Genomic DNA, 25,312 nt, shown 5'->3' on the forward strand with positions numbered 1-25,312 from the left:
CGGATTCAGCATCACTATGGTAAATTGCTCACCGTTGCTCAATTCCAAACGATGTTTTGCCTGATACTCCAGCGTAAGCAGGCAAAACTCGTAGGCGAACCAAAGGTAGAAATTCCAAGGGTTCGCCCTTGCGCCGTGTCAAGCTCCTTTTTATAACAGGAAACTTTGAAACTCGTAGGTTTGGTTTCTATAAGATGCATTGAAACAGGATCGAGTTATCAAAAAAACGTTACACCGTATTTAAGAATCACGTTCAATACCGTATAACGGAAAATAGCTTTTTTGTATAATATGCTTCCAAGAAAATTTTGTTTTTATTTGCCGGATCGCATTTTGTATAATCGCGGAATAAGCCGGAATTTCAGAAACAGTGCGGCAGTTTGCGGCCGGAAAGGTGTTAATTATTTTTATAAGCGTATCCCTTAAAACAGTTTCATGCAGAAAGATTTTTTCATCCACGCTTAACTCCGAAATAGTTTTTCCGTTCGGAATAGGAATCCGGTATAAAAAGCCGGTTTTTTTGTCTTCAATCTTTGTTAGCCCGCCGATAGCATGCGCTATGGGAATAGTTGCAAATATTTGTCCGATAAAATCTTCAAGACCGCAGGGTTCAAACAGACTCGGCAAAACAGTAAAATCAGAAGCAGCGGTTACCAGCCTTGCAAGAGATCGATTGTAACCCTTAAAAAAAATGCAGTGCCCTTGAGCATCTTTTGTAGCCTTCATACAAAGTTGCTCAAGCTCGGCTTCTCCCTGCCCCATGATAAAAAAACGGGTTTGAGGAAACTTGCCGACTATTTGAGGAATAATTTTCAGTAAAATATGTATTCCTTTTTGTTTTACAACTCTCCCGTGGTACATAAAATAAATAGTCGGTTCATTGCTTGGATAAAAATTGCCAAAACATTTTATGCCCTCATACTTATCAATATTTTTTCCTTCAGCATCTGCAAGAGTCTGCAATAAAAATTTTCTATTTTTATATTTACCCTCATAGTTGTTTTCTTCAGGATTAAAGGTAAAGGGAAGAAGGGAAACCGATTTTTTCATCGGATCGTAATGATCATAATCTATGCCGTTTGTAATTCCTATAACCGAGATGTTTTTTTCTTGTAAGGCGTAAGAAAATTTTTTAGAAAAATCTGAAAGCGCCGGGTTCACTAATTCTTTTGCATACTGTCCGGAGACTGTGGTAAGAACGGCAAATTTAACTGCAATCAGAAAAGGTTCAATTCCCTCCCCTGCCCTTGCGCAGGATAAAATTTCATCAGTAAAACCGGTTAGCTTTTTAAAATCTTCATAATCATAATGCGTTTGTCTATATCCGTCTCCTGCATTATGAATGGTAACAATCATTTTAGTGTTTGCAAAAGAGTCTGCGAGATATTTTTTTGTCATAATAAATGCCGGTAATAATGCAGTATGCGCATCATGGCAATGAAGAATATCGGGCGTTTTATTAAAAAATTCGGCATAAAAGGCAACCGCTTTTTGAAAAAGAATGTTCATTTCAGGCGTATCAAGATAGCCCTCTCCTTTCTTAACTTTGATACTTGAATGCGCATTAAAATGCTCAGCCTCTTCTTCCGAATAAGTATAAACATTTTGTTTAGTATTAAATATTTCCGTATCAACAAAAATAAATTGTACCTTTTTTTTTGTCAAAGAAAAATATCGAACCGTATGCAAGATGTCGCGTATTGGGATTTTTGTTTCCAAAATAGGAACTGTTGATAGCGGCGGCGAGCAAGCATATTGCGGAAGAAAAACTTTCACCTTTAAATCAAGAGACGCGCAACCTGTTGCAAGAGATTTCACAACATTTTTAACGCCCCCCGCTTCGGCAATACCTGCATACTCTCTACTTACTAACCAAAGTTTTTTATGTATCATGGTGCAGATCCTTTGTTGCAAAAATATCGGGTCTTAAAACTTCGGCTCCGAAAATATATATGGGGGAAGGTTTTTGTTTTCCATAAAAATGAATAAGTACCCGAATTGTTTTTTTTAAACTTTCAGGGTATTCCGGCTCGCAAGCGCAAAATAACGGAATATTTGTCGCAAATTTTCTTCTCCGTAATGCGGCTGCAGGATTTAAAGCATCCAGATCATCGGTAACAGTAAATTGAATTGAAATAATATCTCTTTCTTTTATTCTATTTTTGGAAAGGATTTCTTTATACAAAGATGAAACTTTTTCTTCAATATCATCTTTTGCATTTTCACAACAGACAGCTCCGCGAACAGCAAATAGTTTTTTAAAAAACATTTAAAGACCCTTAGACAAGATAATGATGACAGTGCCGGTTATCGAGATAATAACTGCAAAAATAAATGCAAAAAAACTTATCAGCGATAAACGTCGATATGTTTTAAATTTTGTACGCAAATAAAAATATAACTCAAAGCAAAATGCAAATATGCACATAAGAGAAAGAAATAATCCGCATCCTGAAATAATTCTTAGTAACAATAATTGGCTTTCATCAAGGAATCCTTGAAAATTACCAAAGAAATAAAAGAGTAAGAAAGAGATAAGGAGCACAGTAAGATATATAACCGATCGATGTAAAAATCTTACCGTTAATTGTTTTACTTTCGATTGCATTGCATCCATAAATATACTAAAACATACTAAATTTCATTCTATTCAAATAAAGAACAAACATGTTCGTCCGTCTTTATGCCTAACGTTGACCATATCCGAATTTCAATTTTTAAAACTGCGAACCAAAAAACGGTTACAACGTGCTTTCAAAAATATATCTTTTATTTTAAAATTTAAAATAGTTATTAAAACAGTCTTTTAAGATAAAATACCACCGCAAAATTTTGCCTTTTATTGAAACAAAAATTTTATACGGTGGTATTTTATAGCAAGAAAGCATATAAGGTGGTAATTTACCCTTATCTCTTGTTTGATCGCTTCCAAATTTGCATTTTTTCAGCTTCTTTTATAAGTTGATCACGAAAATCCGGATGTGCTACCGAAATTAAAGCTTCAGCCTTTTGCCAAGTAGAAAGACCTTTTAAATTCACTTTTCCGTATTCAGTAACAAACCAGTGCACGTTTGCCCTTGTGTCGGTTACAACAGATCCTGTTTCAAGGGTTGGTCGAATACGCGAAGAAACGGTTCCGTCTTTTTGCGTAAACGTTGATGAACAACAAATAAAACTTTTTCCGCCTTTTGAAAGGTACGCTCCAAGCACAAAGTCAAGTTGGCCTCCAGCACCGGATATTTGTTTTACTCCCGATGTTTCAGCATTAACCTGCCCGAATAAATCTATGTCAACCGCGTTATTCACAGACACAAAGTTATCGATTTGAGAAATAACTCGTACATCGTTTGTATATGATACGGGGGCTGCCATACATTCGGGATTATTATGCACATAATCATATAGTTTTTTTGTGCCCGCAGCAAAGGCGTATACCTGTTTGCCGGTATCAATCGCTTTTTTTGCGCCGCTTATTTTTCCCGCCAATGCAATATCCACAAAAGCATCAACATACATTTCAGTGTGCACGCTGAGATCTTTAAGATCCGATTTTGCAATCATTGAACCAAGCGTATTGGGCATTCCTCCAATACCGAGCTGTAAACACGCGCCGTTTGGGATTTCTTCAATAATAAGGTTTGAAATTGCTACATCAACTTCTGTAGGCTCCGCTTTGTTCGGAATCTCCGCAAGAGGCGGGTTGTCCCCCTCAACGATCATATCTACATCGGATATATGCACCTTATCATCAATCCCATTAAGACAGTTCGGCATGTTTTTATTTACTTCTACAATTACAACGGCCGAACAGTCGATAAGGGCTTTTAAATGTGAAGCACTTAACCCAAAATTAAAGTATCCTTCACTGTCCATCGGAGCGACTTGAAAAACAGCAACATCCACATGTTTTATATTTTCGGTATACCAACGCGGTAACTCCGAATATCGCAGTGGACTATAAAAGCCAAAGCCCGCGGCAGCCGCTTTTCGCTCAATCCCGGACATATGCCAGGAATTCCAAATAAAGTGATTTCCCGGATTTTCAATTTTAAAAATCTCGGGCATCCATACCAAAACGCCGCCGCGAATTTTCACATCTTCAAGTTCATGCATTCTTGCGGCAAGCGCTTTGTCAACGGCAACGCTCGTATTAACACACCAGCCGTAGTCAACCCAGTCACCTGATTTTATTGTCTGTGCGGCTTTCTCCGCAGATGTAAGTTTTTGCTTATAAAGCGTAGAGTAGTCCATATTTTTCCCTAAAATTATTAGTTTTAAACAACGGTTTTAAACAAAAATAATTATTTATTTTTAAAACCTTCATTCTTTTCTTTATTCACAAAAGCCGTCATGGCCATCTTTTGATCTTCCGTGGCAAAGCAAGCTGAAAAATACTCGGTTTCGATCCCCAGGCTTTCTTCAATAGGAACCTGTATTCCCTTATTTATTGCCGTTTTCGCATTTTTAACTGCAATCGGTGCCTGTGCACAAATAAGCTCGGCAAGTTTCATTGCTTCTTCCATAAGTTTTTCAGGCTCCGTAATTGCCGTTACAAGACCAATCGATAACGCTTCATCGGCTTTTACATGGCGACACGTATAAATAAGTTCTTTCGCTCTTGCCGTGCCGATAATCCTCGGTAATCGTTGTGTACCGCCAAACCCCGGTGTAATACCGAGCCCGACCTCCGGTTGAGCAAAACGTGCTTTATTTGAAGCAATGCGAATATCGCATGCCAAGGCAAGCTCACAACCTCCACCTAAAGCAAAACCGTTTACCGCCGCAATAACCGGACAATGTAAGTTTTCAATGCGTGTAAATATACCGTGTGCAAACTTAGCGTACTCTGCCGATTCTTTAGGGTTTTTATCCTTCATTTCAGCGATATCTGCTCCGGCAACAAAACTTTTTTCTCCGGCACCGGTTATGATCACTGCGTATAGATCGTTGTTTTTTTCAAGTTCGGTAACAACTTTGTCAAGGTCGGTTAACACTTCGGTACTTAGCGCATTGAGCACGTTCGGTTTATTGATCGTAACTATCCCGATATGATTCTTTATTTCTAATAATACTGAGCTCATTTATACTCCTTAAACTATTATCAATTAACTAAATACGGTTATTTTGAGTAATCAAAAAAGCCTTTTTTAGTTTTTCTGCCTAATAATCCTGCCCGCACCATTTTTTTAATAAGCGGACAACAACGATATTTGCTATCTCCTGTTTCATGATAGAGGACATCCATAATTGCCTGTACCACATCAAGTCCGATTAAATCGCAAAGCGCTAATGGTCCCATCGGATGGTTTGCCCCCAACATCATTGCAGTATCGATATCTTCTTTTGAGGCAATGCCTTCCTGCAGAATAAAGGCTGCTTCATTTATCATCGGGATGAGAATTCTGTTTACGACAAAGCCCGGCGCTTCTGCAACTTCTACCGGAGTTTTATCAAGTTTTTTAGACACTTCAATAATTGCATCTTTAACGGTATCCGGAGTATTCATTCCTGAAATTACTTCAACCAGTTTCATTCGATCTGCCGGATTAAAAAAGTGCATTCCAATTACACTGTGCTTTAAGCCTCTACCGATTTCGGTAACCGATAGAGAAGATGTATTTGTTGCAAAAATTGTCTCTTCCTTGCAAATTGAATCAAGCTCGGTAAAAAGATTTTTCTTTGCATCCATTGTTTCCAGAATTGCTTCAACAATTATGTCCGCATCTTTTAGATCTTTAAGTTCGCCGACTTTTAAGTTTCCTTTTGTGGAATTCGCTTCATCAGCCGTTATTTTTTCACGACTTACGAGTTTATCAAGATTCGCAATAATTTTATCAACTCCGCCTTGTGCGAATTCTATTTTTATATCACAAACAGTAACCTGATATCCGTGTGAGGCAAAGGCAGTTATTATTCCCTGTCCCATCGTACCGGCACCTACAACACCGATTTTTTTCATTTTATACTCCCAAATAAATAAACATATAAATCAAAAGGTTCTGAAACCATTCACAACCTTTTGATTTTTAACTTAAGCCTTATTTTTCTTCTTCATTCATTGAATCAATGATGGCTTGAGCCAAATCATCAATTTCTTTTTCTTTGTCTCTACCCAACGCGGAAGCCAAAGTCAATCGCTCATTTAAGATTGTCATGTTCTTCATGTTCTCTTCAATGAACTTTTGCATCAGGTCTCCGGATCTACATGCCCATGAGCCGTTTTCGATTATACCGATTGTTCTGTTTTGCATATTCAGCATTTTCATCTCATTAAGGAAGTTTTCCATAACGGGATAAATACCTAAGTTATAGGTAACCGATGCAAGAACCAAGTGCGAATACTTAAACACATCGGCAATAAGATACGATACATGTGTGCTTGATACATCGCATACCTTTACGTTTGTCATGCCTTTTTCACATATTTTGCTTGCAAGACATTGAGCCGCATTCTCTGTGCTGCCATACATTGAAGCATACACAATAAGCACGCCCTTTTCTTCCGGAGTATATGTTGACCAGTGATTGTATTTATCAATATGGTACATAATGTTATTTCGCCAGATAAGTCCGTGCAAGGGGCAGACGATTTTTATTTTATCGAGTACTGTTGCCGCCTTTCCCAAAAGCAATTGAACGTGAGGGCCATACTTACCAACGATATTACAGAAATATCGCCTAGTTTCATCAATCCAATCCCGATCGTAATTAACATCGTCATTCCAGAGTTTTCCGTCAAGCGCAATAAAGGAACCGAAAGCATCCGCTGAGAATAAAACACCGTTTGTCAGGTCAAGAGTGATCATAACTTCCGGCCAGTGAACCATCGGTGCTTCAACAAAGGTAACCGTATGTTTTCCAAAGCTGTATGTATCGCCCTCTTTAACCTTAATTTGAGCATGGGTATCAATCTTATATCCAAACTGATGCATTAACATAAAGGCTTTTTCGGTTGCGATAATCTTGCACTTAGGATAGATGCGTAAGACTTCAATCATGCTGGAGCAGTGATCCGGCTCAAGGTGGTTTACTACAATATAGTCAAGCTCCCGCCCGTTTAAAACGTGTTCCAAATTCTCCAGCATCTGTCGTGCAACAGACCAGTCAACAGAGTCAAAAACTACCGTTTTTTCGTCCATGAGCACGTATGAGTTATAAGAAACTCCATAAGGAATTGGGTGAATGTTTTCAAACAAGTGCGTTCGGTGATCATTACCGCCTATCCAATATAAATTATCTGTAACTTTTCGTACACAGTGCATAAAAATCTCCTTAATTCTATGATCTGAATTCTATACTTTTAAAAATTGTGCATGTGCACATTCTTAAAGTCCTCTAATTGCCGAATCAATAAAGTTTTGCTTTGGTTCGGCACATTCCGGACATACCCAATCTTCCGGTAAATCCTTGAACAAGGTTCCGGGAGCGATATCGGCTTCCTCATCCCCAAGCTCGGGCACATATTCATACGCACAACCATTGCAAACATAAATCGGTCCGATTGGCTCCGGTTTTGGAGCGCGCGGTCTCTTTATTTTAACCATCGGCGGAGCCGGCTTCTTCTTTTCTGTTCCCAGTTCCTGTATCAACAGCGGTAATATCTCATTTATATCACCGATAATGCCGTAATCGCAGTTCTTGAAGATCGGAGCATTTCCGTTCTTGTTGATTGCAACGATGGTAGATGCCTCTTTAATTCCCTTTAAGTGCTGTTTTGCACCGGAAATACCACAGGCAATATAGAGGTTACCGGTAAATTTCTGTCCGGACATACCGACATATCGGTTAAGCGGTAAATATTTTAATGTTTCCGCAACAGGGCGTGAAGCTCCGATTGCCGCACCTGCAGCCTGTGCAAGGGCTTCAATAAGCTGCATATTTTTCTTATCTCCAACACCCTTACCCGCGGAGACAACTCTTTCAGCCAATTTGATAGGTGTATCAATCGGAATACCGACAGTAAAGTCATATCCGTCAGCCTTTAGTGTATCAACCAGAGCCTTGACCTTTTCTTTTGCATCTCCGTCTCTGAATATATGATTCTTGCGAATGCCGGTTACCAGAGAAGGCTTTTTCATAGCGCTGCGGCTTGCACCACCACCGGTAGCTTTTCCGATTTTTCCAAGCAAGTGAGAAGCAATAACAACACGTTGGATTTCGTTTGTTCCTTCATAAATAGTGGTGATTTTTGCGTCGCGATAAGCTCTTTCAACCTGCATACCTTTGAGGAATCCGCTTCCTCCGAAAATCTGAAGCGCATCATTTACCACTTCAAGACAGATGTCCGAAGCATACATTTTTGCCATTGCAGATTCCATACTGTAGCTTTCATGATTCTCTTTTAATTCAGCAGCAGAATAAATAAGGAACCGAGCTGCTCTCAATTTTGTAGCCATATCGGCAAGTTTGAAAGAGATGCCCTGGTGTACTCCGATAGGATTTCCGAACTGCTCACGCTCTTTTGCCTGCTCAAGAGCTTCTTCGTAAGCACCTTGTGCAATACCGAGTGCTTGCGCTGCAATACCGATACGACCGCCGTCAAGAGTTGCCATGGCAATCTTAAAGCCCTGTCCTTCTTTTCCAAGCAAGTTTTCTTTCGGAACTTTTACGTTATTAAAAATAAGTTCCGCAGTAGAGGATGAACGGATACCGAGTTTATCATAGTGATCGCCGAACTCAAATCCCTGCCAGCCTTTTTCAACAATAAAAGCGGAAATACCGCGTGTACCGATATCAGGAGTAGTTACCGCAAACACAACATAAATATCAGCAACAGGGGCGTTGGTGATAAAAATTTTTCCGCCGTTTAAGATATAGTGATCGCCTTGCAAAACGGCTGTAGTTTCCGTTCCGCCCGCATCACTTCCCGCATTTTCTTCTGTCAAACCGAAAGCACCGATTTTTTCGCCTTTCGCAAGAGGAGTTAAATATTTTTTCTTTTGTTCTTCTGTTCCGAATGCAAAAATCGGAAAACTGCCCAAAGACACATGTGCAGATAAAATAACGCCGGTTCCTCCGTCTACTCGGGAAAGCTCTTCTACCGCTATGGCATAGCTTAAAATATCCCTTCCGGCTCCGCCGTACTCTCTAGGATAGGGAAGTCCCATCATTCCCATTGAAGCAAATTCTTTAATTACTTCATGAGGGAATTTGTTCTCCTGATCCAATTCGAAAGCAATGGGTTTTACTTCAGTTTCTGCAAAGTTCCTAATTGCCTGACGCAACTCTTCATGTTGCTTTGTCGTCTGAAATAGCATAGTTTACTCCTTACTATATTTTTGTTTTATATTGAAAGAAATTCAGCATACTCTATATTGTTTTTTTACATCACACATTTTTATATTTAATCTATACTTAATAGAGGAACAGCCCTGCAGTACAATAAACTGCTCCTCCGATTAACTTAGTCAACCGTCTTGATAATAACCGCAACGCCTTGCCCACCGCCGATACACAGCGACGCCAGTCCTATTTTCTTTTTTGATTTCATCATTTCATGGATAAGCGTTACGAAAATGCGGTTTCCTGATGCGCCAACCGGATGCCCTAATGCAATCGCACCGCCGTTAACATTGGTTTTTGCAAGCAAGTCCTCTCGTTTAATTCCGTGCTCTTCGATCAATTCATGAATAACACCGAGTGATTGTGCGGCAAAAGCCTCATTCAACTCAATGAGATCTATATCGGAAAGCTTTAAACCTGCGTACTTTAACGCGTTTCGGATAGCCGGAACAGGACCAAGCCCCATTGTTAAAGGATCAACTCCGCCTTGCCCGATACCGATAATTTCAGCAAGCGGCTTAAGATTATGCTTTTTAACCGCTTCTTCGCTTGCGAGAAGTACAAAAGAAGCTCCGTCGTTTATCCCCGAAGCATTTCCTGCAGTAACCGTGCCCCCTTCTTTAAAGGCCGGCCGCAACTTTGCAAGTTTTTCCGGCGTACTTGTCCGGTTCGGATGCTCATCGGTATCAAAAATAGTATCGCCTTTTTTGCCGTGAATTGTTATCGGAACAATTTCATCTTTAAATTGCCCGGAATCAACCGCTTTAATAGCCTTTTGCTGAGAAGCATATGCAAACTCATCTTGTTGCTCTCTGGTTATATTATACTTTTCAGCGATGTTTTCAGCGGTAATGCCCATATGAATATTTGCCCTTGCATCGGTAAGAGCGTCATAAATCATGTGGTCAACGACTTGCCAGTTTCCCATCTTATTTCCGGTGCGAGTATTTGCCGGTACCAGATACGGAGCCAAAGACATTGATTCCACTCCGCCTGCAATTACAATATCATTAAATCCTGTTTGAATAGACATATGCGCTTCCATAACGGATCGCAAACCCGAACCGCATACCATATTAGTCGCATGCGAGCAAACTGTCTGCGGGATCCCTGCCTCCAACGCAATAGTACGAGCGATATTCTGCCCCAACCCGGCACCAAGCACATTTCCGCAAATCAGCTCATTTACATCCTCAGCCTTCACATTAGACTCTTTTAGAAGAACCTTCACCACTTCCGAACCTAAATCCTTAGGCTTTACCGTAGAAAGTCCCCCAAGAAAACTTCCGATGGCAGTCCGTTTTGCGCCGATAAGGTATACTTTACGCAATTCCATTTATTGCCCCCTCAACCTATTGTTTTAGTTTGTATTATTTCTGCAATGTATAAACAAACTAATAACTAATCTTACTATGGGATTTTTGCCTTGTCAATCTTTTTTTTTAAATTGTCTTTAATCTGTGATAATTTCTATACTGACCTCCGTTTCCTCGGTTTGACGGGAAAGAAACATCCGCATTACCTGTTTTTATTGATGATGCACGCGGAATGATTACCGGTCTTTATTTATGCAAAAACGAGTGCCTGCACGGATATTTAGAAGTTCTTCTTAAAAGAGTATATCGGTATTTTTAACAAACAGTTTGGTGTTCCAGCCTGCGATTCATACTTAATGTTTGTACCGACACCAAAAACACTCGTATAATGTTTTTTTGATAACTCGATTATTTTTCTTAATGCATTTTATACAAATCGTAAAAAATTTTATAAAAAAGAGTCCGACACAACGGTTTGGTTTTTGACATCCGTGTCAAAACCAAACCTATGAGTTTGAAAACTCCTATTATACAAATGCGGTAGTTTTCAAACTCAATTCTGTGTGGAACCACGGGCGTCCGTGCCCGTTCTGATTTTTGCCGTCCATGGCAAAATGAAACCTGCGAGTTTGAAAGCTTTGTAAACGGCCTTGCTTTAAAACATCGCTTCTGCTTGGAACCACCACCGTCCATGGCGGTTCTGAGTCCGACACGGCGCAAGGGCGAAGTTTTGAAAATTTACTCTAACTTCGCCAACGAGTTTTAAAGCTTCAATTTTACAGTTTTGTGTTGATGCTTTAAAACATCGTTTTGAATTGAGCAACGGTGAGCAAACTTACCATAGGAATGCCGACACCTCGCTGACGCAAAGCGAAGAAAAAAACCGTATCAATGCCTCTTCCCTTACTGCCGGTGCAAGTTTTTTAAAGCGCTTGTATTTTAATTTTTTTTCCGTTTTTTATCTGTTTTAATAACGGCAGGTATTTTGCCGGAACTTGTCCGATGACGTTTACCCTGTTGTCTTGCGGCAACGTTTTACGGATGAGTTGGATTTCCCCGCTGTAGCGTAAATAGTTTTCGTTATCTATGGTAAGCGCCCCTTTTATGCGCTCTTTAATAATGCCGACAGGAATGCGATTGCCCTGCGCCGCATAGTCCCGCGATTCTTGGAATCGCAATAATCGATTTGGGGAATCGGAGCGGATGGTGAAAATCTTTTCATGCAAATACCGATAGTCTTTTTCCAAAACAATCGGCACTGTGATAATATCCTCGAGGATGAATGTTTGTATATACTTGTATTCCTGAGAACTGATAATGCCATCTCCGATGAAAACTCCAGTTACGCCGTATTTTTTTACCATTTCAACATAGGCGGCGTAGGGTGATATGTTCCGATGCTTTTCTAGCGTGGGCAAGCCTTCATGCAAAGGGCCGCGTAAAAAAGTATCGCCCGGAATAAATGAAAAAACTTTTATACGCTGCCGGCTTAAATTTCTGTTAATTTTTTTAAAGGTTTTTCCGTCAAGCCCTGTTTCAGGGCGCGGATAGTAATTGTGCATTGCAAGGCATTTACCGCCTTGTTTTTGCAGTTCGATAATATCGCCTGTTTTTAAGGTTGAGGCATTCAGACAAAGGGGGATTTTTTGTGAAAGAGCCGCTGTTTCTTTAAAGGAAAAACCGTAGTCAAGCCGCAGCATGGAAATGCGCAGTTTTTTTGCAAGCTCGGCAGCATCTTTTTCGTCAAAGACGGTAAGCGTTTTAGGAGAAACATCGGCAATAATATCGTAGCCCATATCTTTGAGGGCATGACACATGGCGAATGCACGCTTTGTGTAGTCGGGATCAAACTCTTCCGTAATATGCAAAGAGGTAAAAATCATTGCCTCTTTTGTAAACAAAAGGGGCAAGTTATTTTTTACCAAGTCAAATTGAGATATAAATACCGACCAACCAAGCATATTAGTTTGATTCTAAATCTTTTGGCTTCATGACAAGTTTGGTGATAATAAAACCGGCAATATATGAAACAACGAGTCCGATAAAATAATTGAGCATGTGCTGCGGCTGTATGATTGCAATGGCAACAAGTCCGGACGGGCCCCATGCGCTTGACATTACATGCGTTAACATAACGTATGCTCCCCCGAACCCCGCTCCTAAGCCGGCTGTAATAAAGGGTTTGAACAACGGCAAGGTAACGCCGTAAATAAGCGGTTCCCCTACGCCTAAAAATCCTGCGGGTAAGGCGCCGGCGATAACTTTTTGCATTCTTTCATTGCCGGCTTTTTTTGCCATTACATAAATAGCAATTGCGGCGCCGACTTGTCCCGCGCCGGCCATTGCCAATACGGGGAAAAGGGAAACACCGCCCATTGCTTCAAGCTGTATTGCGTAAATGGGAATTAAGCCGTGATGCAAGCCCATAAGCACCATCGGAAGAAAGAGTGCGGATAATACATAACCGCTTATTACGCTGATAACGGGGTTTGGCGACATGATAATAAGTTTTAATGCGGCAACTAAACCGTCTGAAATAAATCCTGCAACAGGCATAATAATAAACACAAAAAGAATGCTTGTAATTAACATAGTTATAAACGGGGTTATCACAAGGTCTAATACATCGGGAATTTTTTTTCGTAAAGATTTTTCTATCTTTGATAAAATCCATACTCCGGCAATGACGCCGATAACGCCGCCTTTTCCCGTTGTTAAGATAGAGTTTAACGGAATCTCTTCATTAAATAAGCCGAATATTTTTGAAATTGCAACAATATTTGCACCAATGGAAAGTCCGCCTATCATACCGCCTAAAGCTTCCGTTGCACCGAAAACCTTTGCCGCATTAATTCCCGTATAAATAGCAAAATATCCGAGGAAAGCAGCGCCGATAAGCGAAAACAACAGCTGCACAATCTTCCAAAATCCGGTACCCGCAATAACGCCCTGCCCTTGTAATGTACCGATAAGACTTGCAAATCCGTTAAATAATCCTGCTGCAATAATTGCGGGAATGAGCGGAATAAAAATATTTGCTATAATCTGTATCATTTTTTTTAAGAAATTTTGCTTTTGTCCGGTTTTAATTCTTTCTTTATTTTCCTGCCAGCTTTCGGTAACACCGCCGGAGTCTTTTCCCGTAAGCGCCAAAACAACATCAGTTACTTTTTTTGCCTTCCCCGGGCCAAGCACAACCTGAAAACTGTCTCCATCGGAAATAAGCCCTAAAACACCTTCTGTGCTTTTTAATGCGGACTCTTCTACCAATGAAGCATCAAAAACGGTAAGACGGCATCGCGTCATGCAGTTTGTAACACGTACCAAATTCGATTCTCCGCCGCAAAGGGTGATAATCTGTTTTGCCAACTCTTCATTATTCATCCTGTCCTCCTAATTTTTCAGCGCTTGCATACAGTCAAGAACCGAAAGATACAATCGATAAACAAACAGCCGTTTTGACTGTTCGTTTTCACGCTTACTTAAAGCAATTTGTATATATGCCCTTCCGCCTCTGCAAGTTTTTGGCGGGCTTCTTCTACGCTGACATTGAGCAAAAGAGCGGTGGCGGCAAGCTTAACGCTGCCGCCTGCTTCGTCTAAGGTTTTACGCGCCGCCTCCCTTGTACAGCCCGCAACATTCATCACATTGTTTTCCGCCCGTACATGCAGCTTTTCGTTTGTCTGCATAAGGTCAACCATCATATTTTGATACACCTTTCCGATTCCAATCATGCTGCCGGTTGAAATCATATTCAATACCATCTTTTGAGCAGTACCTGCTTTCAGCCGAGTGGATCCGGTTAACACTTCGGGGCCGACAAGCAACTCTATTGCAACCAATGCTTCGGCGGAAATTTCCGCATTTTGCGTACAGGAAACAGCAACTGTTTTGCAGCCGAATTCTTTTGCAAATCTAAGACCATGTACCACATAAGGAGTTCTGCCGCTTGCAGCCAAACCGATAACAATATCGTTTGGAGAAATATTTTTTGCACGCAAATCCTGTTCGCATAACGTATGACTGTCCTCGGCTCCTTCAACCGCTTTTATGAAAGCCCGCTCGCCGCCCGCAATCAAACCGATTACAACCGTATCCGGCACTCCGAACGTAGGCGGACACTCCGCCGCATCAAGCATCCCCAACCGCCCGCTGGTACCTGCGCCAATATAAATAATGCGTGCATTCTTTTTTAAAGCTTCGGTGGCGAGCGCTATCGCTTCGGCAATCTGCGGCAACTGCGATTTTACCGCTTCAATAATGCGAGCATCTTCCGCATTCATAAGAGCCGCTATTTCCAGCGGACTCATTTTATCCAAATGCATAGAACGAGGATTCCTTTTTTCCGTTGCCAACAATGAAAGATCAATCATATTTACGCCCTTGCCAAATTAGGTAACTCTTACCCCTTTATTATATGCTCTGATATGGCAGTTGTCAAGAAAAACCGAATCTAGCTTAGGGCTTACGCATGGACAAGGGACTGCCGCCCCTTGAGCTCCGCTTATGCGTTGCATTAAGGGCTTCGGCAGCCCTTAGACCTGGCTTGCTTCGCATTAAGGGGCTGCTGCCCCTTAGACCCTGGGAAATTCCAAACGATGTTTGAAAACTACCGCTACTTAAAATAGGAGTTTTCAAACTCGTAGGCGAAGTGAAAACCGGAATGTCAACACTTCGCCCTTGCTGCTGGCGCAGGGCTTTTTTCGCTTATGCTTCGCATTAAGGGCTTGGGCAGCCCTTAGACCCGCCTTTGCTTCGCCGCGAACCTGTCCCGTAACCCCTGCACCCCGCCGTTAGAAATGTAAATTTTAGAACGGGCATGGACGCCCGTGGTTCTAAACAGAATTGAGTTTGAAAACTACCATAGTTATATAAACAGGAGTTTTCAAACTCATAGGTTTCATTTTGACACGGAAGTCAAAATGAAACCGTCGTGTCGGACTCTTTTTATAAAATTGTCTTGATTTGCAGTAAAGAATTAAAAATCTAATTGAAGCTATCAAAAAAATGTTGTGCTTGTTTATGCAATACCTTCTTTTCCCCGCCCGCTTGAAAACTTCCGATAATTATGTAGAATCTTTTGTATGTTGAACATCATTTCATGGAATGTAAACGGTATTCGAGCTGTTGAAAAAAAAGGTTTTGCGGATTGGTTGTATAATGAATCGCCGGATATTCTTTGTTTGCAGGAGATTAAGGCGCGTAAAGAGCAGGTGAGCGGGGAGTTGCTGGCGCCGGTTTGGGAAGGCGGAACGTATAAAACGTTTTGGCAGCCGGCGAAGCGCCCCGGTTATTCGGGGACGGCGCTTTTTACGAAAAAAGAGCCCGACAACATCCGAATAATGGATTTGGAGGAATTTGACAGTGAAGGGAGGGTAATTGCCGCTGATTTTGGAAAGCTGACGGTGATTTCCGCGTATTTTCCGAACTCGCAGGATGCGGGGGCGCGGCTTGCATATAAACTTGAGTTTTGTGCGGCAATGCGTGAGTTTTGTGATAATTTGCAAAAAGAGGGGCAGGATGTGATCCTCTGTGGAGATTATAATATTGCGCATAAACCGATTGATTTGGCAAATCCTAAAACAAATGAGAAAAATCCCGGCTATTTGCCCGAAGAGCGGGAGTGGATGGATGTTTTCACCGGTGCGGGGTATGTTGACACTTTCAGGCATTTTTGTGCGGAGCCCGAGCACTATACGTGGTGGACGTATCGGTTTAAGGCACGAGAAAGAAATGTCGGGTGGCGTATTGACTATCATTGCGTAAATGAGGACTTTTTGCCGAAGGTGAAAAGTTCAATTATTTTAAAGGATGTTTTCGGCTCTGACCATTGCCCGATAAAACTAAGCGTTTCAAATTAAAAGCCGATAGTACAGTGTATGAAAATTAAATATAATGCACCGGTTACCCTGACTTTCAGTTTTATTTGCATCGGAGTTTTGCTCATTAGTTTTTTCTTATCGAAGAATTTTGTTTTTCAGTATTTTGCGCTTCCTTCTTCGCAGAATTTTCAGCCCGCGAATCCTTTTCATTATTTGTTATTGTTCACGCACGTGTTCGGACATACGGACTGGGAGCATCTTATCGGGAATCTTGCTTTTATTCTGTTGCTCGGTCCGATGCTGGAAGAGATTTATAGCTCGCCGGTAATGCTTTTGATGGTTGCAACCACCGCCTTTGTTACGGGCGTGGTCAATGTCTGTTTTTTCCCCACCGGTTTGATGGGCGCTTCGGGCATTGTGTTTATGATGATTTTGCTTGCTTCGTTCAGTAATAACATGAAAAGCGGTATTCCTTTAACCTTTATTTTGATTGTTATTTTATATATCGGAAGAGATATTGCGGATGCGTTTACCAATGACAATATTTCTCACCTTGCACATTTGGTGGGCGGGCTTTGCGGCAGTTTGTTCGGATTTTTCAGACCGACGCCGCAAGTGCGCAGGCGAAGTGTAAAAAAAGCTGCAGCGGCAACGGAAGAGTGATGTTGTTCGGTAAAAACAAAGGATTTTTTATAAAATATTTGGCAAAACAGAGTTAAATGTCTATAATTTAAGAGACGTGTTGATTTTACAATTTTATTTGGAGGTAGATACATGGCGGATGAGTTTAAATATACGGTAGAAGGTAAGTTCGGGGTGCTTTCAGAATCAAATGCCGGCTGGAAGGTTGAGTTACGGTTAATTTCGTGGAATGAACGACCGGCAAAATATGATATACGGAGTTGGGCGCCGAATGATGAAAAAATGGGGAAAGGCATTACGCTTACCCGCAATGAATTGGCAGCCTTAAAAGATTTGCTCAATTCAATGCAGATTTAAGCGCAAAGGTTTTATTTTACCGATTGGGCGGCGGCAACCGCGAGCTCATCGCAGAGCTCGTTAAATTTATTGCCGGCATGCCCTTTCACCCAGTTCCATTCAGGTTTGAGTTCACTTGAAAGCTTGTCAAGTAAAAGCCAAAGGTCTTGGTTTTTTACCGGCTGCTTTGAGGCTGTTTTCCAGCCGTTTTTCTTCCATTTTTGAATCCATTCGGTAATACCGTTTTTCACATATTGAGAGTCGGTATACAGGCAAATACGGGCTGAGGCATAGTTTTGCGAAATAGCTTGCAAGGCGTTTATTACCGCCGCAAGTTCCATGCGGTTGTTTGTCGTAAGCTTTTCCCCCGCTGATTGCGTAAACGGCTCTTTTCCGTCAATTACCATCACAAATGCCCAGCCGCCCGGCCCGGGATTCCCGGAACAGGCTCCGTCAGTATATACTTCAATTAAAGATTCTGTGTTCATTATAGCTCCTGTTAAGAATTTATTTTATGCAGTTATCATAGCATAAAAGGTTTAAGGATTTTAAGGGATTATAAAATGCCGAAAAACCTCACACAAATCCTCTATCCAGTTCAAGCAGGTTTTGGTAGTAGGGGTTGTTTTTTGCGAGGTCGTGCGGGGTGCCTTCAAGGAAGGGTTTGCCGTTTTGGATAAAGATAACCTTGTCCATTGCCTCAATGCCTTGCAGGTGGTGAGTAACCCAAAGGACGGTTTTGTCCTGTAAGGTTTTAAAGAGGGTGTTTAAAAGTTTTTGCTCGGTTACGGGGTCAAGGGAAACCGTCGGTTCGTCCAATAGAATGAGGGGTGTGTTTTTTAAGAGAATTCGGGCGAGGGCAAGCCGCTGGCGCTCGCCGCCTGAAAAGCGTTTGCCGCCTTCGTATAAAACGGTTTGCAAGCCTTCGGGCAGGGATTCAACTTTTTTGCGTAAATCTACCTGCTCAAGCGCATAGAGTATTTCTTCGTCGCTTGCGGTTTCTTTTCCCAATGCAAGGTTGTTCCGTATGGTGGTGTTAAAAATAAAGGGATTTTGCTGTAATAAGCTCACGTATTCGCTGATGTTTCTGCCGAAATCGGCGGCGGGGATTTTTGTTTTGCCGAAGTCAAACAAAAGGCTTCCCGCTTGCGGCTGTATGTCTCCGCGGATAAGTTTTATCAGGGTGGATTTTCCTGCCCCGTTTTTTCCGAGTACGACAATTTTTTCGCCTTTGTTCATTTGCAAAGAAAAATCGGAAAGGAGCGGCGCATTAAGCCTGTAGGTAAATTGCACGCCGTTTATATGCAGCGCGGTAAAGTCCGATGGTAAAACCGCGCACTCACACTCGTTTTGTACTTTTATTTGTAAAGAGTTCAGGCGTTGTAAGGAATCTTCGTAATCGGTGAGTTCGGTGATTGCCTCCGAAAGCGGTAAAAAGGCGTCGGTGAGCGGGAAGATTGCAAGCACAAAGGCGGCAATCCAGTTTTTCCACAGTGTGAACGCCGGTGTTTCGGGCAGAATATAGTTTCCCGCCCAGCAAATAACGGTTACGACAATCGCCGTATACCAGATTTTCTGTATAAGATTGCGCCTTCGATTGAATGCGTTGAGCGTGCTTTCGGAGCTTTTTAATGTTTTTTCCTGTTGTTTTATTTTTTGCAAAAACAGCTCTTGTTTGCCGGAACAAATCCAATCGCCGATGCCTAAAACCGCATCGGTAAGTCCGGTATACAGGGCGTTTTTATGTTCTTTTTGCGTTTTTTTATGCACTGTGTTTATACTGAGTGAGAAAAGAGGCGCAAGTACGGCAAGCATAAAGATTGCGATGAACATCCACAGGGCAAAAAGCGGCGAAAAGAGGCCGAAACCGAGTACAACTAAAAAGTATAAAACCCATGCGGTAAGCAGGGGTAAGATGCTGCGGATATACAGATTTTGCACATGCCCGATATCATCGGAAAGGAGCGAAAGAATATTGCCGCTTTGGTACCGCTGTTTGTAATTCATTGCATCGGTTTCGAGGTCGCAATAGAGTCTGCGCCGCAAAAATGAGGTTATTTTCAGCACCCAATTATGGCTGACAATTCTTTGCGCGTATTTAAAGGCGGGTCTGCCCACGCCGAAGGCTCGCAGTAAAACCGCCCAAATAGCAAGCACCTGAAAATGGTTTGGCATGGTTGCCGCCAAGCTGATTAAAAAGCCGGAAATAAACATCAACGCTGCCGCACAGGAAAAATATAAAACGCCGAGGAAAACCGAAAGCGCGTACATGCCTCTGTTTTTTCGCACGTAGGTTTTTACCCAGGTGTCTTTTTTGAACGCTTTTCGCAAGTTTTTAAGCCGTTTAATCATTGCCGCCTCTCAGTTCCGCAACTAATTGCGTATACGCACCGTTTTTTGCCAAAAGCTCTTCGTGCGTTCCTTGCTCCGCAAGCGCTCCGTTTTCTAAAACAAGGATAGTGTCCATTTCGCGCATCCAATGCAAACGGTGTGTGGAAAAAAACACCAGCCGGTTTTCAAAAAGCGGCAGCATTGCCTTTTTGATTTCAAGCTCGGTTTCGATATCGAGGTGGGCGGTTGGTTCATCAAAAAGGATGATATGCCTGTCGTTGGCTAAAAACGCCCGCGCAAGGGCAATACGCTGTGCTTGTCCGCCGCTTAGGGCTCGTCCCTTTTCTCCGATGAGCGTTTCAAAACCTTCGGGGAGGGATTCAATAAATTGCAGAAGTCCCGACTGTTCAGCCGCTTTTTTTACCTCATCGAGGGAGGCGGAGGGTTCGTAAAAGCGAATGTTGTCGGCAATGCTTGCATGAAAAATATAGGTGTTTTGCGGTATGTATACAATTTGTTTTTGCCAGTTTTTTTCGGTAAGATGGGCGGAGTGCTGCCCGTTTATGCTGAATCCGCCGGAATTCGTATCGGGCTGCGTAAAGCCTGCAAGTAAATCTATCAGCGTTGATTTGCCGGAACCGCTTTTTCCGATTATGCCGATTTTTCCCGTTCCGTTCCATCGAAAAGAAAAATTATGCACCGCAGGTTTTTCGGAATTCTTATACGTGTAGGAAATGCCCGTGCAGGCAAATTCGGAGTCTTTATTCCATAAATTGAGTTGCACGGTATTTTGCTGCAAGACAATTTTTTCATCGATAATGTTTAAAATTGCGTGCAAAGCGTTTTTTCCGTCAAGGGTTGCGTGATAGTCGTTTGCAAACTCTCTTAAAGGTAAAAAATATTCAGGCGCAAGAATTAAAATAAACAGAGCCGGAAAAAGCCGGATAGAGCCCATAAAAAGGCGGGTTCCTAAAAGCAGGGCGATGACTGCAATCGACAGGGTGGTAAAGAAGTCAAGCGCAAAGGTGGAAAGCATTGCCACTTTCAAGGTTCCCATTGTTGCCTTTCTGTAGCGCTCGCTCACGTTAAAAACACTGTCCGCATGTCCTCGGCTCTTGCCTAAAATTGCAAGTGTTTCAAGGCCTTGCAGGGAATCCATAAAATGGTTTGATAAAAGTTTGTAAGAATCAAATTGACTGTCCGCCTTTTTTTGCGCCGCAAGTCCAAGTAACATCATAAATACAATGACAATCGGATATCCGGCAAGCATAATGCCTGCGGAAAGCGGGTCTGCTATAAAGGCTGCAATAATCGTTATAACGGGGATAAGAGCCATATTCAGCATTTTTACCGGCACAAGCGCAAGATATTCTTCAACACGCAGGATTCCTTCCAAGCAGGTTACGGTTAAATGAGCGGCGCCTTCTTCGCGTACCAAACGCGGCCCTAAAAAAAAGATACGGGTGAGCAGCTGTTCGCGTAACCGCTCCCCTTGTTTTGAGCTGTATGCGCTTATCTTTTTGTCGCGAATAGCGTCAATACTATGGCGAAGGAAAAAGGCTAGGGCAAAAATCAGTATGGGCATAAGCTGGGAACGCAAACCGGCACCTTTCCATAATGCTGAAAGCGTAAGCGAAAGGTAAAATGTTTGTATTATAATAAGAACAGCTTGCAGGAACGACGCCTCCGCAAGCTTTATCATCAGAGATTTTATTCCGTTAAAGCGAAATAGTTTTTTATCAAACAAAAATCAACCTCAGCATTTTATTCTTTCACTGAATGAATAGTATGCAAAAATCTGATAGCCGAGGACAAAGGGCAATAAGCAGACGGTAACAATCGTCATTACCAGCAATGTGTATTCGCTGCTGCTTGCATTTGCAATAAGAATGCTGTTTTCCGGGGCAATGGAGCTGACCATTACACGCGGGAACAAACCGACAAAAAGCAGCAATACAAGAGAAACAAAACTAAGACTGCTGGCTATAAATGCTTTTCCCTCTTTGCCGTTATACACGGATAAGGCAGCCCAAAGACTTAATGCAACAATAATGAGCAGTGAAGAAATGGTCGAAATCGGACGTAAAAAAAAGAAGTCCGTGGAGAAAAACAGTAACACGGCAAAAAGCACCAAGCCGACAAAGAGCACCAGATATAATTTTCTTGCCCAATCTTTTGCCCGCATTCGTAAATCTCCGTCCATTTTAAGTGCAAGATAATTTAAGCCATGCAAAAGACAGAGTACCGTTACGGCAACGCCTCCGACAAGAGAGAAAAAATCTATATAATCGAAAAAGCCTGCGACCATATTTCCCTTTTCGTCAATAGGCATTCCGCGAACCATTGCGGTAAACAAAACGCCGAGGAAAAATGGAGCCATAAAACTGCTGATCCCGAAGATAAAATCCCAGATTCGTTTTCCCCTTGAAGTGGGCATTTTTGCACGGAAAATAAAAGAAACGCCGCGTAAAATTAAACCGACAAGCACTAAAAAAAGAATAAGGTAAAACCCGCTGAATAAAGCCGCATACCAATACGGATATGAGGCAAACATTGCGCCTCCCGCGGTTAGCAGCCAAACCTGATTGGCGTCCCAAACATGCCCGATTGAAAGTTGTATTGCATCGCGCTCTTTTTCATTTTTTCCCATAAGAAGATGCAGCATCCCGACGCCGAAATCAAAACCTTCCAAAATAAAAAAGCCTGAAAAAAGTACGCCAATTAAGGCAAACCATAAAAGTTGTAAAAAGCTTATATCACCGAACATTATTTGTCTCCTTTTTCAAACGGATCAACGTCTGCGGGTTTACTTACTGGCGCATATGACGAAGGCCCTTTTTTGAATTCAAGTTTCATTAAAAAGATTAAAACCGCCGCAAGAACGGTAAAAAGCATAAAGTATACAATATTTGTAAACAGCAAAGAGGCTGCCGAAACATTTGGCGACACACTGTCCGCAATGGTAAACACACCGTAGACCGTCCACGGATACCGCCCGAATTCAGTGATAAGCCAGCCTGCAGTGGTGGCGACAAACGGAACAAAGGCGCAAAGAGCGATAAGAAAAAGCAGCCAGCGTTGTTTTTCAATCCATCGAAGGATGAGTCTGCTTAAAAGAAATAAAAACATCACACCGAACGAAAAGCCCGACATAATTCTGAAGCTCCAAAACAAAGTCTTTGTGGGAACATAATAATCAGCCCGCTCTCCATACGTTGATTTCAGTTTCCCGTATTTTTCAACAAACTCTTTTTGAATAGTATTCATTCCTTTTATCGGTTTGGAGGTTCCTGAAAGAATTCCGAGCATATACGGCACTTGTCCGATCGGTTTTGTTGTTTTGTTTTTAACATCAATTGAGGCCATAATCGTCCATGGAGCATTCGGTTCGGAATCTTCATATAGACCTTCCATTGCGGCAAATTTCATCGGTTGATCGTGAAGTAATGCTCGCATTTGTAAGTCTCCGATAATAAAAAGAGCCACAGCTGCAATAACTCCATATGTAAGCCCCATTTTAAGGGATTTTTTATAAAATGATAGCTCCTTTTTTTTCAGCATTTGAATAGCGGAAGTTCCTGCTATAAAACAGGCGGCAACTAAAAGAGCCGCTGCCAATACGTGTGTGTACGCATACCATGTTTGGTCATTTGTCAGCAATGCAAAAAAGTTATCAAGTTCCGCACGTCCGTTACGCACGGTAAAACCTACTGGTTTTTGCATAAAACTGTTTGCCGCAAGAATCCACAACGCTGAAAGCATGGAGCCGATTGCGGTAAGCCAAATAAACGCAAGATGTGCTTTTTTACTGAATCTGTCCCAGCCGAACATCCATATACCGATAAAGGTTGACTCCATAAAAAAGGCAAGAAGAGCTTCTACCGCAAGCGGTGCGCCAAAAATATCACCGACAAACCGTGAATAATTAGACCAGTTCATTCCGAATTGAAATTCCTGAATGATACCGGTTACCACTCCTACCGCAAAGCTGAGTAAAAACATTTGTCCCCAAAACTTTGTCATTTTTTTATATTCTTCATCGCCTCGTCTTACATATCTGGTTTCCATAACTGCTACCATAAATGCAAGTCCGATGGAGAGAGGTACAAAAAAGAAGTGGAACACCGTTGTCATTGCAAATTGAAAACGTGCAAGACTTAAAATACTCATAATACGTACATCCTTATTTAGAGATTTTAGCAATTATTTAATTATACGCCAGCATTATATATCAATTTTTTATTAGTGGCAATTCTTTCCGCATGGTTAACAGAGTTTACATATGAAAATTTTTGTATTTTTATTGTGTGAAAGACATTAGTGAAAAGAGTTTATACAATAAAAACCATACCGGCATTGGTTCCAAGACGAGTTCTTAGGGCAAGGGCGAAGCTTTACTATTTTCCCTTTGCTTTCGCCTACGAGTTTAAAAGCTTCAATTTTACAAAACAGTGTTGATGCTTTTAAACATCGTGTGCAAGGCAGGTCTAAGGGCTGCCCAAGCCCTTAATGCAAAGCATCAGCGGGGTTCAAGGGGCAGCCGCCCCTTATTCATGCGTAAGCCCTATCTATTACAATACTACTGGAAAAAACACTGTAATTATGATACAGTGTGCCCATGTCGGACATACATCTAAAATCATCAGGGAAAGCAAAAAAGCTGTTTAAAAAAGCTTTATATGCGCCGAAGCTTCCTATTCAAACGATACGCAGTAATTATGATGCTTTTTTTTATTCTCCGTATATTCCCAACCGGGTTGATGTTTCTACAAAGGAGATTGCGGGGATATCTGTTGATGTTCTCAATCCTGAACTTGCAATTACCGGTCGTGTTATGCTTTATGCGCATGGAGGGTCATTTATAAGCGGCTCAAAAAAGGCTTCAAGAACGCTTTGTGCTTTAATCGCGCACCAAGCAGGTGCAAAACTTTTTTTACCCGACTATGCGCTGGCACCCGAACATCCTTTTCCCGCAGCGCTCGAAAATCTCTATACCGTATATGCTTCATTAATTGATAAATTCGGATTTTCGCCTTCCAATATCATTTTAAGTGGAGACGGCGCGGGAGGGGGGCTTGCGCTTGCACTTGTACATTACTTACACGAAAAAAAAATCGTAAAACCGGCGGGACTTGCGCTTATTTCACCGTGGGCTGATTTAACGGTGGAAAACATGGTAAAACAAGCATACGGGAAAAAAGATCCTCTTTTCACAAAAGATATTTTTCACAACTGTGCGCTACAGTACACGTATTCAAATAATCTGAAAAATCCGCTTGTTTCTCCCTTGTTCGGAAACTTCAGTGATTTTCCTCCGGTTTTTATACAGTGCGGGCAGTTGGAAATGCTTTCTGCGGACGCAAGCGAAATTGTAAAAAAAATCGAAGCTGCCGGCGGTTCTGCGGAATTTGATATCTGGGAAAATCGATGGCACCTTTTTCAAGCAATGGAAGATTTTGTACCTGATGCGCATCTTGCAATAGAAAGATTCGGAGCATGGATAAAAAAATTATTTAAAGATAACGAATAGCTGCAAAATCGCTTTAAATACCATGTAACCGGCATTTTCACGCATTGTTTTAC

General features: G+C 41.7%; 20 protein-coding genes. 4 read left to right on the forward strand and 16 right to left on the reverse strand.

What is annotated here, in order from left to right; genetic code table 11:
• Nucleotides 1-240 precede the first annotated feature (240 nt).
• From FUT79_RS12365 to murQ, 11 genes are all read right to left on the reverse strand, one after another.
• On the reverse strand, nt 241-1,893 hold the full coding sequence (locus FUT79_RS12365; RefSeq protein ID WP_024753159.1) for a glycogen synthase: 1,653 nt from the start codon (nt 1,891-1,893) through the stop codon (nt 241-243).
• Nucleotides 1,883-2,269, reverse strand: a complete 387-nt coding sequence (gene aroH / locus FUT79_RS12370; protein WP_002701277.1) for a chorismate mutase — start codon at nt 2,267-2,269, stop codon at nt 1,883-1,885. The genes FUT79_RS12365 and aroH overlap by 11 nt, the downstream gene beginning before the upstream one ends.
• Before the next feature lie 638 nt (nt 2,270-2,907).
• On the reverse strand, nt 2,908-4,251 hold the full coding sequence (locus FUT79_RS12375; RefSeq protein WP_002701272.1) for a butyryl-CoA:acetate CoA-transferase: 1,344 nt from the start codon (nt 4,249-4,251) through the stop codon (nt 2,908-2,910).
• A 50-nt stretch (nt 4,252-4,301) separates the two neighbouring features.
• Complete coding sequence (locus FUT79_RS12380; RefSeq protein WP_002701270.1) at nt 4,302-5,081, reverse strand: enoyl-CoA hydratase-related protein; 780 nt, start codon at nt 5,079-5,081, stop codon at nt 4,302-4,304.
• 38 nt (nt 5,082-5,119) lie between these two features.
• Nucleotides 5,120-5,959, reverse strand: a complete 840-nt coding sequence (locus FUT79_RS12385) for a 3-hydroxyacyl-CoA dehydrogenase NAD-binding domain-containing protein (protein WP_024753157.1) — start codon at nt 5,957-5,959, stop codon at nt 5,120-5,122.
• A 79-nt stretch (nt 5,960-6,038) separates the two neighbouring features.
• Complete coding sequence (locus tag FUT79_RS12390; RefSeq protein ID WP_024753156.1) at nt 6,039-7,262, reverse strand: FprA family A-type flavoprotein; 1,224 nt, start codon at nt 7,260-7,262, stop codon at nt 6,039-6,041.
• Nucleotides 7,263-7,325: 63 nt separating this feature from the next.
• Nucleotides 7,326-9,257 (reverse strand): acyl-CoA dehydrogenase family protein, encoded by a 1,932-nt coding sequence (locus FUT79_RS15630; protein WP_148889710.1) that lies wholly within the window; start codon nt 9,255-9,257, stop codon nt 7,326-7,328.
• Nucleotides 9,258-9,403: 146 nt separating this feature from the next.
• Entirely contained in the window at nt 9,404-10,618 is a 1,215-nt protein-coding gene (locus tag FUT79_RS12400) for an acetyl-CoA C-acetyltransferase (protein WP_002701261.1), read from the reverse strand.
• Nucleotides 10,619-11,521: 903 nt separating this feature from the next.
• Nucleotides 11,522-12,559 (reverse strand): MupG family TIM beta-alpha barrel fold protein, encoded by a 1,038-nt coding sequence (locus tag FUT79_RS12405; protein WP_002697168.1) that lies wholly within the window; start codon nt 12,557-12,559, stop codon nt 11,522-11,524.
• A gap of 1 nt (nt 12,560) precedes the next feature.
• The gene (locus FUT79_RS12410) at nt 12,561-13,982 is read right to left on the reverse strand and encodes a PTS transporter subunit EIIC (RefSeq protein ID WP_024753153.1); all 1,422 of its coding nucleotides are present in this window, start codon (nt 13,980-13,982) and stop codon (nt 12,561-12,563) included.
• A 98-nt stretch (nt 13,983-14,080) separates the two neighbouring features.
• A complete protein-coding gene (gene murQ / locus FUT79_RS12415; protein WP_024753152.1) occupies nt 14,081-14,971 on the reverse strand; it encodes an N-acetylmuramic acid 6-phosphate etherase in 891 nt (296 codons plus the stop codon).
• Nucleotides 14,972-15,682: 711 nt separating this feature from the next.
• Between murQ and FUT79_RS12420 the strand changes: the two genes are divergently transcribed.
• The 3 genes from FUT79_RS12420 to FUT79_RS12430 all read left to right on the forward strand — a co-directional run bounded on the left by FUT79_RS12420 (nt 15,683) and on the right by FUT79_RS12430 (nt 17,419).
• Entirely contained in the window at nt 15,683-16,459 is a 777-nt protein-coding gene (locus tag FUT79_RS12420) for an exodeoxyribonuclease III (protein WP_002697161.1), read from the forward strand.
• 18 nt (nt 16,460-16,477) lie between these two features.
• Nucleotides 16,478-17,083 (forward strand): rhomboid family intramembrane serine protease, encoded by a 606-nt coding sequence (locus FUT79_RS12425; protein WP_002697160.1) that lies wholly within the window; start codon nt 16,478-16,480, stop codon nt 17,081-17,083.
• A gap of 111 nt (nt 17,084-17,194) precedes the next feature.
• Entirely contained in the window at nt 17,195-17,419 is a 225-nt protein-coding gene (locus tag FUT79_RS12430; RefSeq protein WP_002697158.1) for a YdbC family protein, read from the forward strand.
• Nucleotides 17,420-17,430: 11 nt separating this feature from the next.
• Here the strand turns inward: FUT79_RS12430 and rnhA are convergent, their stop codons facing one another.
• The 5 genes from rnhA to FUT79_RS12455 form a co-directional block, all read right to left on the reverse strand.
• Nucleotides 17,431-17,886, reverse strand: coding sequence for a ribonuclease HI (gene rnhA, locus FUT79_RS12435; RefSeq protein WP_002697156.1), 456 nt, complete (start codon nt 17,884-17,886; stop codon nt 17,431-17,433).
• Between the two features lie 88 nt (nt 17,887-17,974).
• Complete coding sequence (gene cydC / locus FUT79_RS12440; protein WP_039943747.1) at nt 17,975-19,750, reverse strand: thiol reductant ABC exporter subunit CydC; 1,776 nt, start codon at nt 19,748-19,750, stop codon at nt 17,975-17,977.
• Nucleotides 19,743-21,476 carry a thiol reductant ABC exporter subunit CydD gene (cydD, locus tag FUT79_RS12445; RefSeq protein WP_024753149.1) on the reverse strand — a complete coding sequence of 578 codons (1,734 nt, stop codon included), beginning with the start codon at nt 21,474-21,476 and terminating at the stop codon, nt 19,743-19,745. The genes cydC and cydD overlap by 8 nt, the downstream gene beginning before the upstream one ends.
• Before the next feature lie 9 nt (nt 21,477-21,485).
• On the reverse strand, nt 21,486-22,496 hold the full coding sequence (cydB, locus tag FUT79_RS12450; RefSeq protein WP_002697151.1) for a cytochrome d ubiquinol oxidase subunit II: 1,011 nt from the start codon (nt 22,494-22,496) through the stop codon (nt 21,486-21,488).
• Entirely contained in the window at nt 22,496-23,899 is a 1,404-nt protein-coding gene (locus FUT79_RS12455) for a cytochrome ubiquinol oxidase subunit I (RefSeq protein ID WP_024753147.1), read from the reverse strand. The genes cydB and FUT79_RS12455 overlap by 1 nt, the downstream gene beginning before the upstream one ends.
• 448 nt (nt 23,900-24,347) lie before the next feature.
• On the opposite strand from FUT79_RS12455, the gene FUT79_RS12460 reads away from it, so the two are divergent.
• Nucleotides 24,348-25,259, forward strand: a complete 912-nt coding sequence (locus FUT79_RS12460; protein ID WP_024753146.1) for an alpha/beta hydrolase — start codon at nt 24,348-24,350, stop codon at nt 25,257-25,259.
• Nucleotides 25,260-25,312 lie beyond the last annotated feature (53 nt).

The organism is Treponema phagedenis, assembly GCF_008153345.1.
Classification (GTDB): domain Bacteria; phylum Spirochaetota; class Spirochaetia; order Treponematales; family Treponemataceae; genus Treponema; species Treponema phagedenis.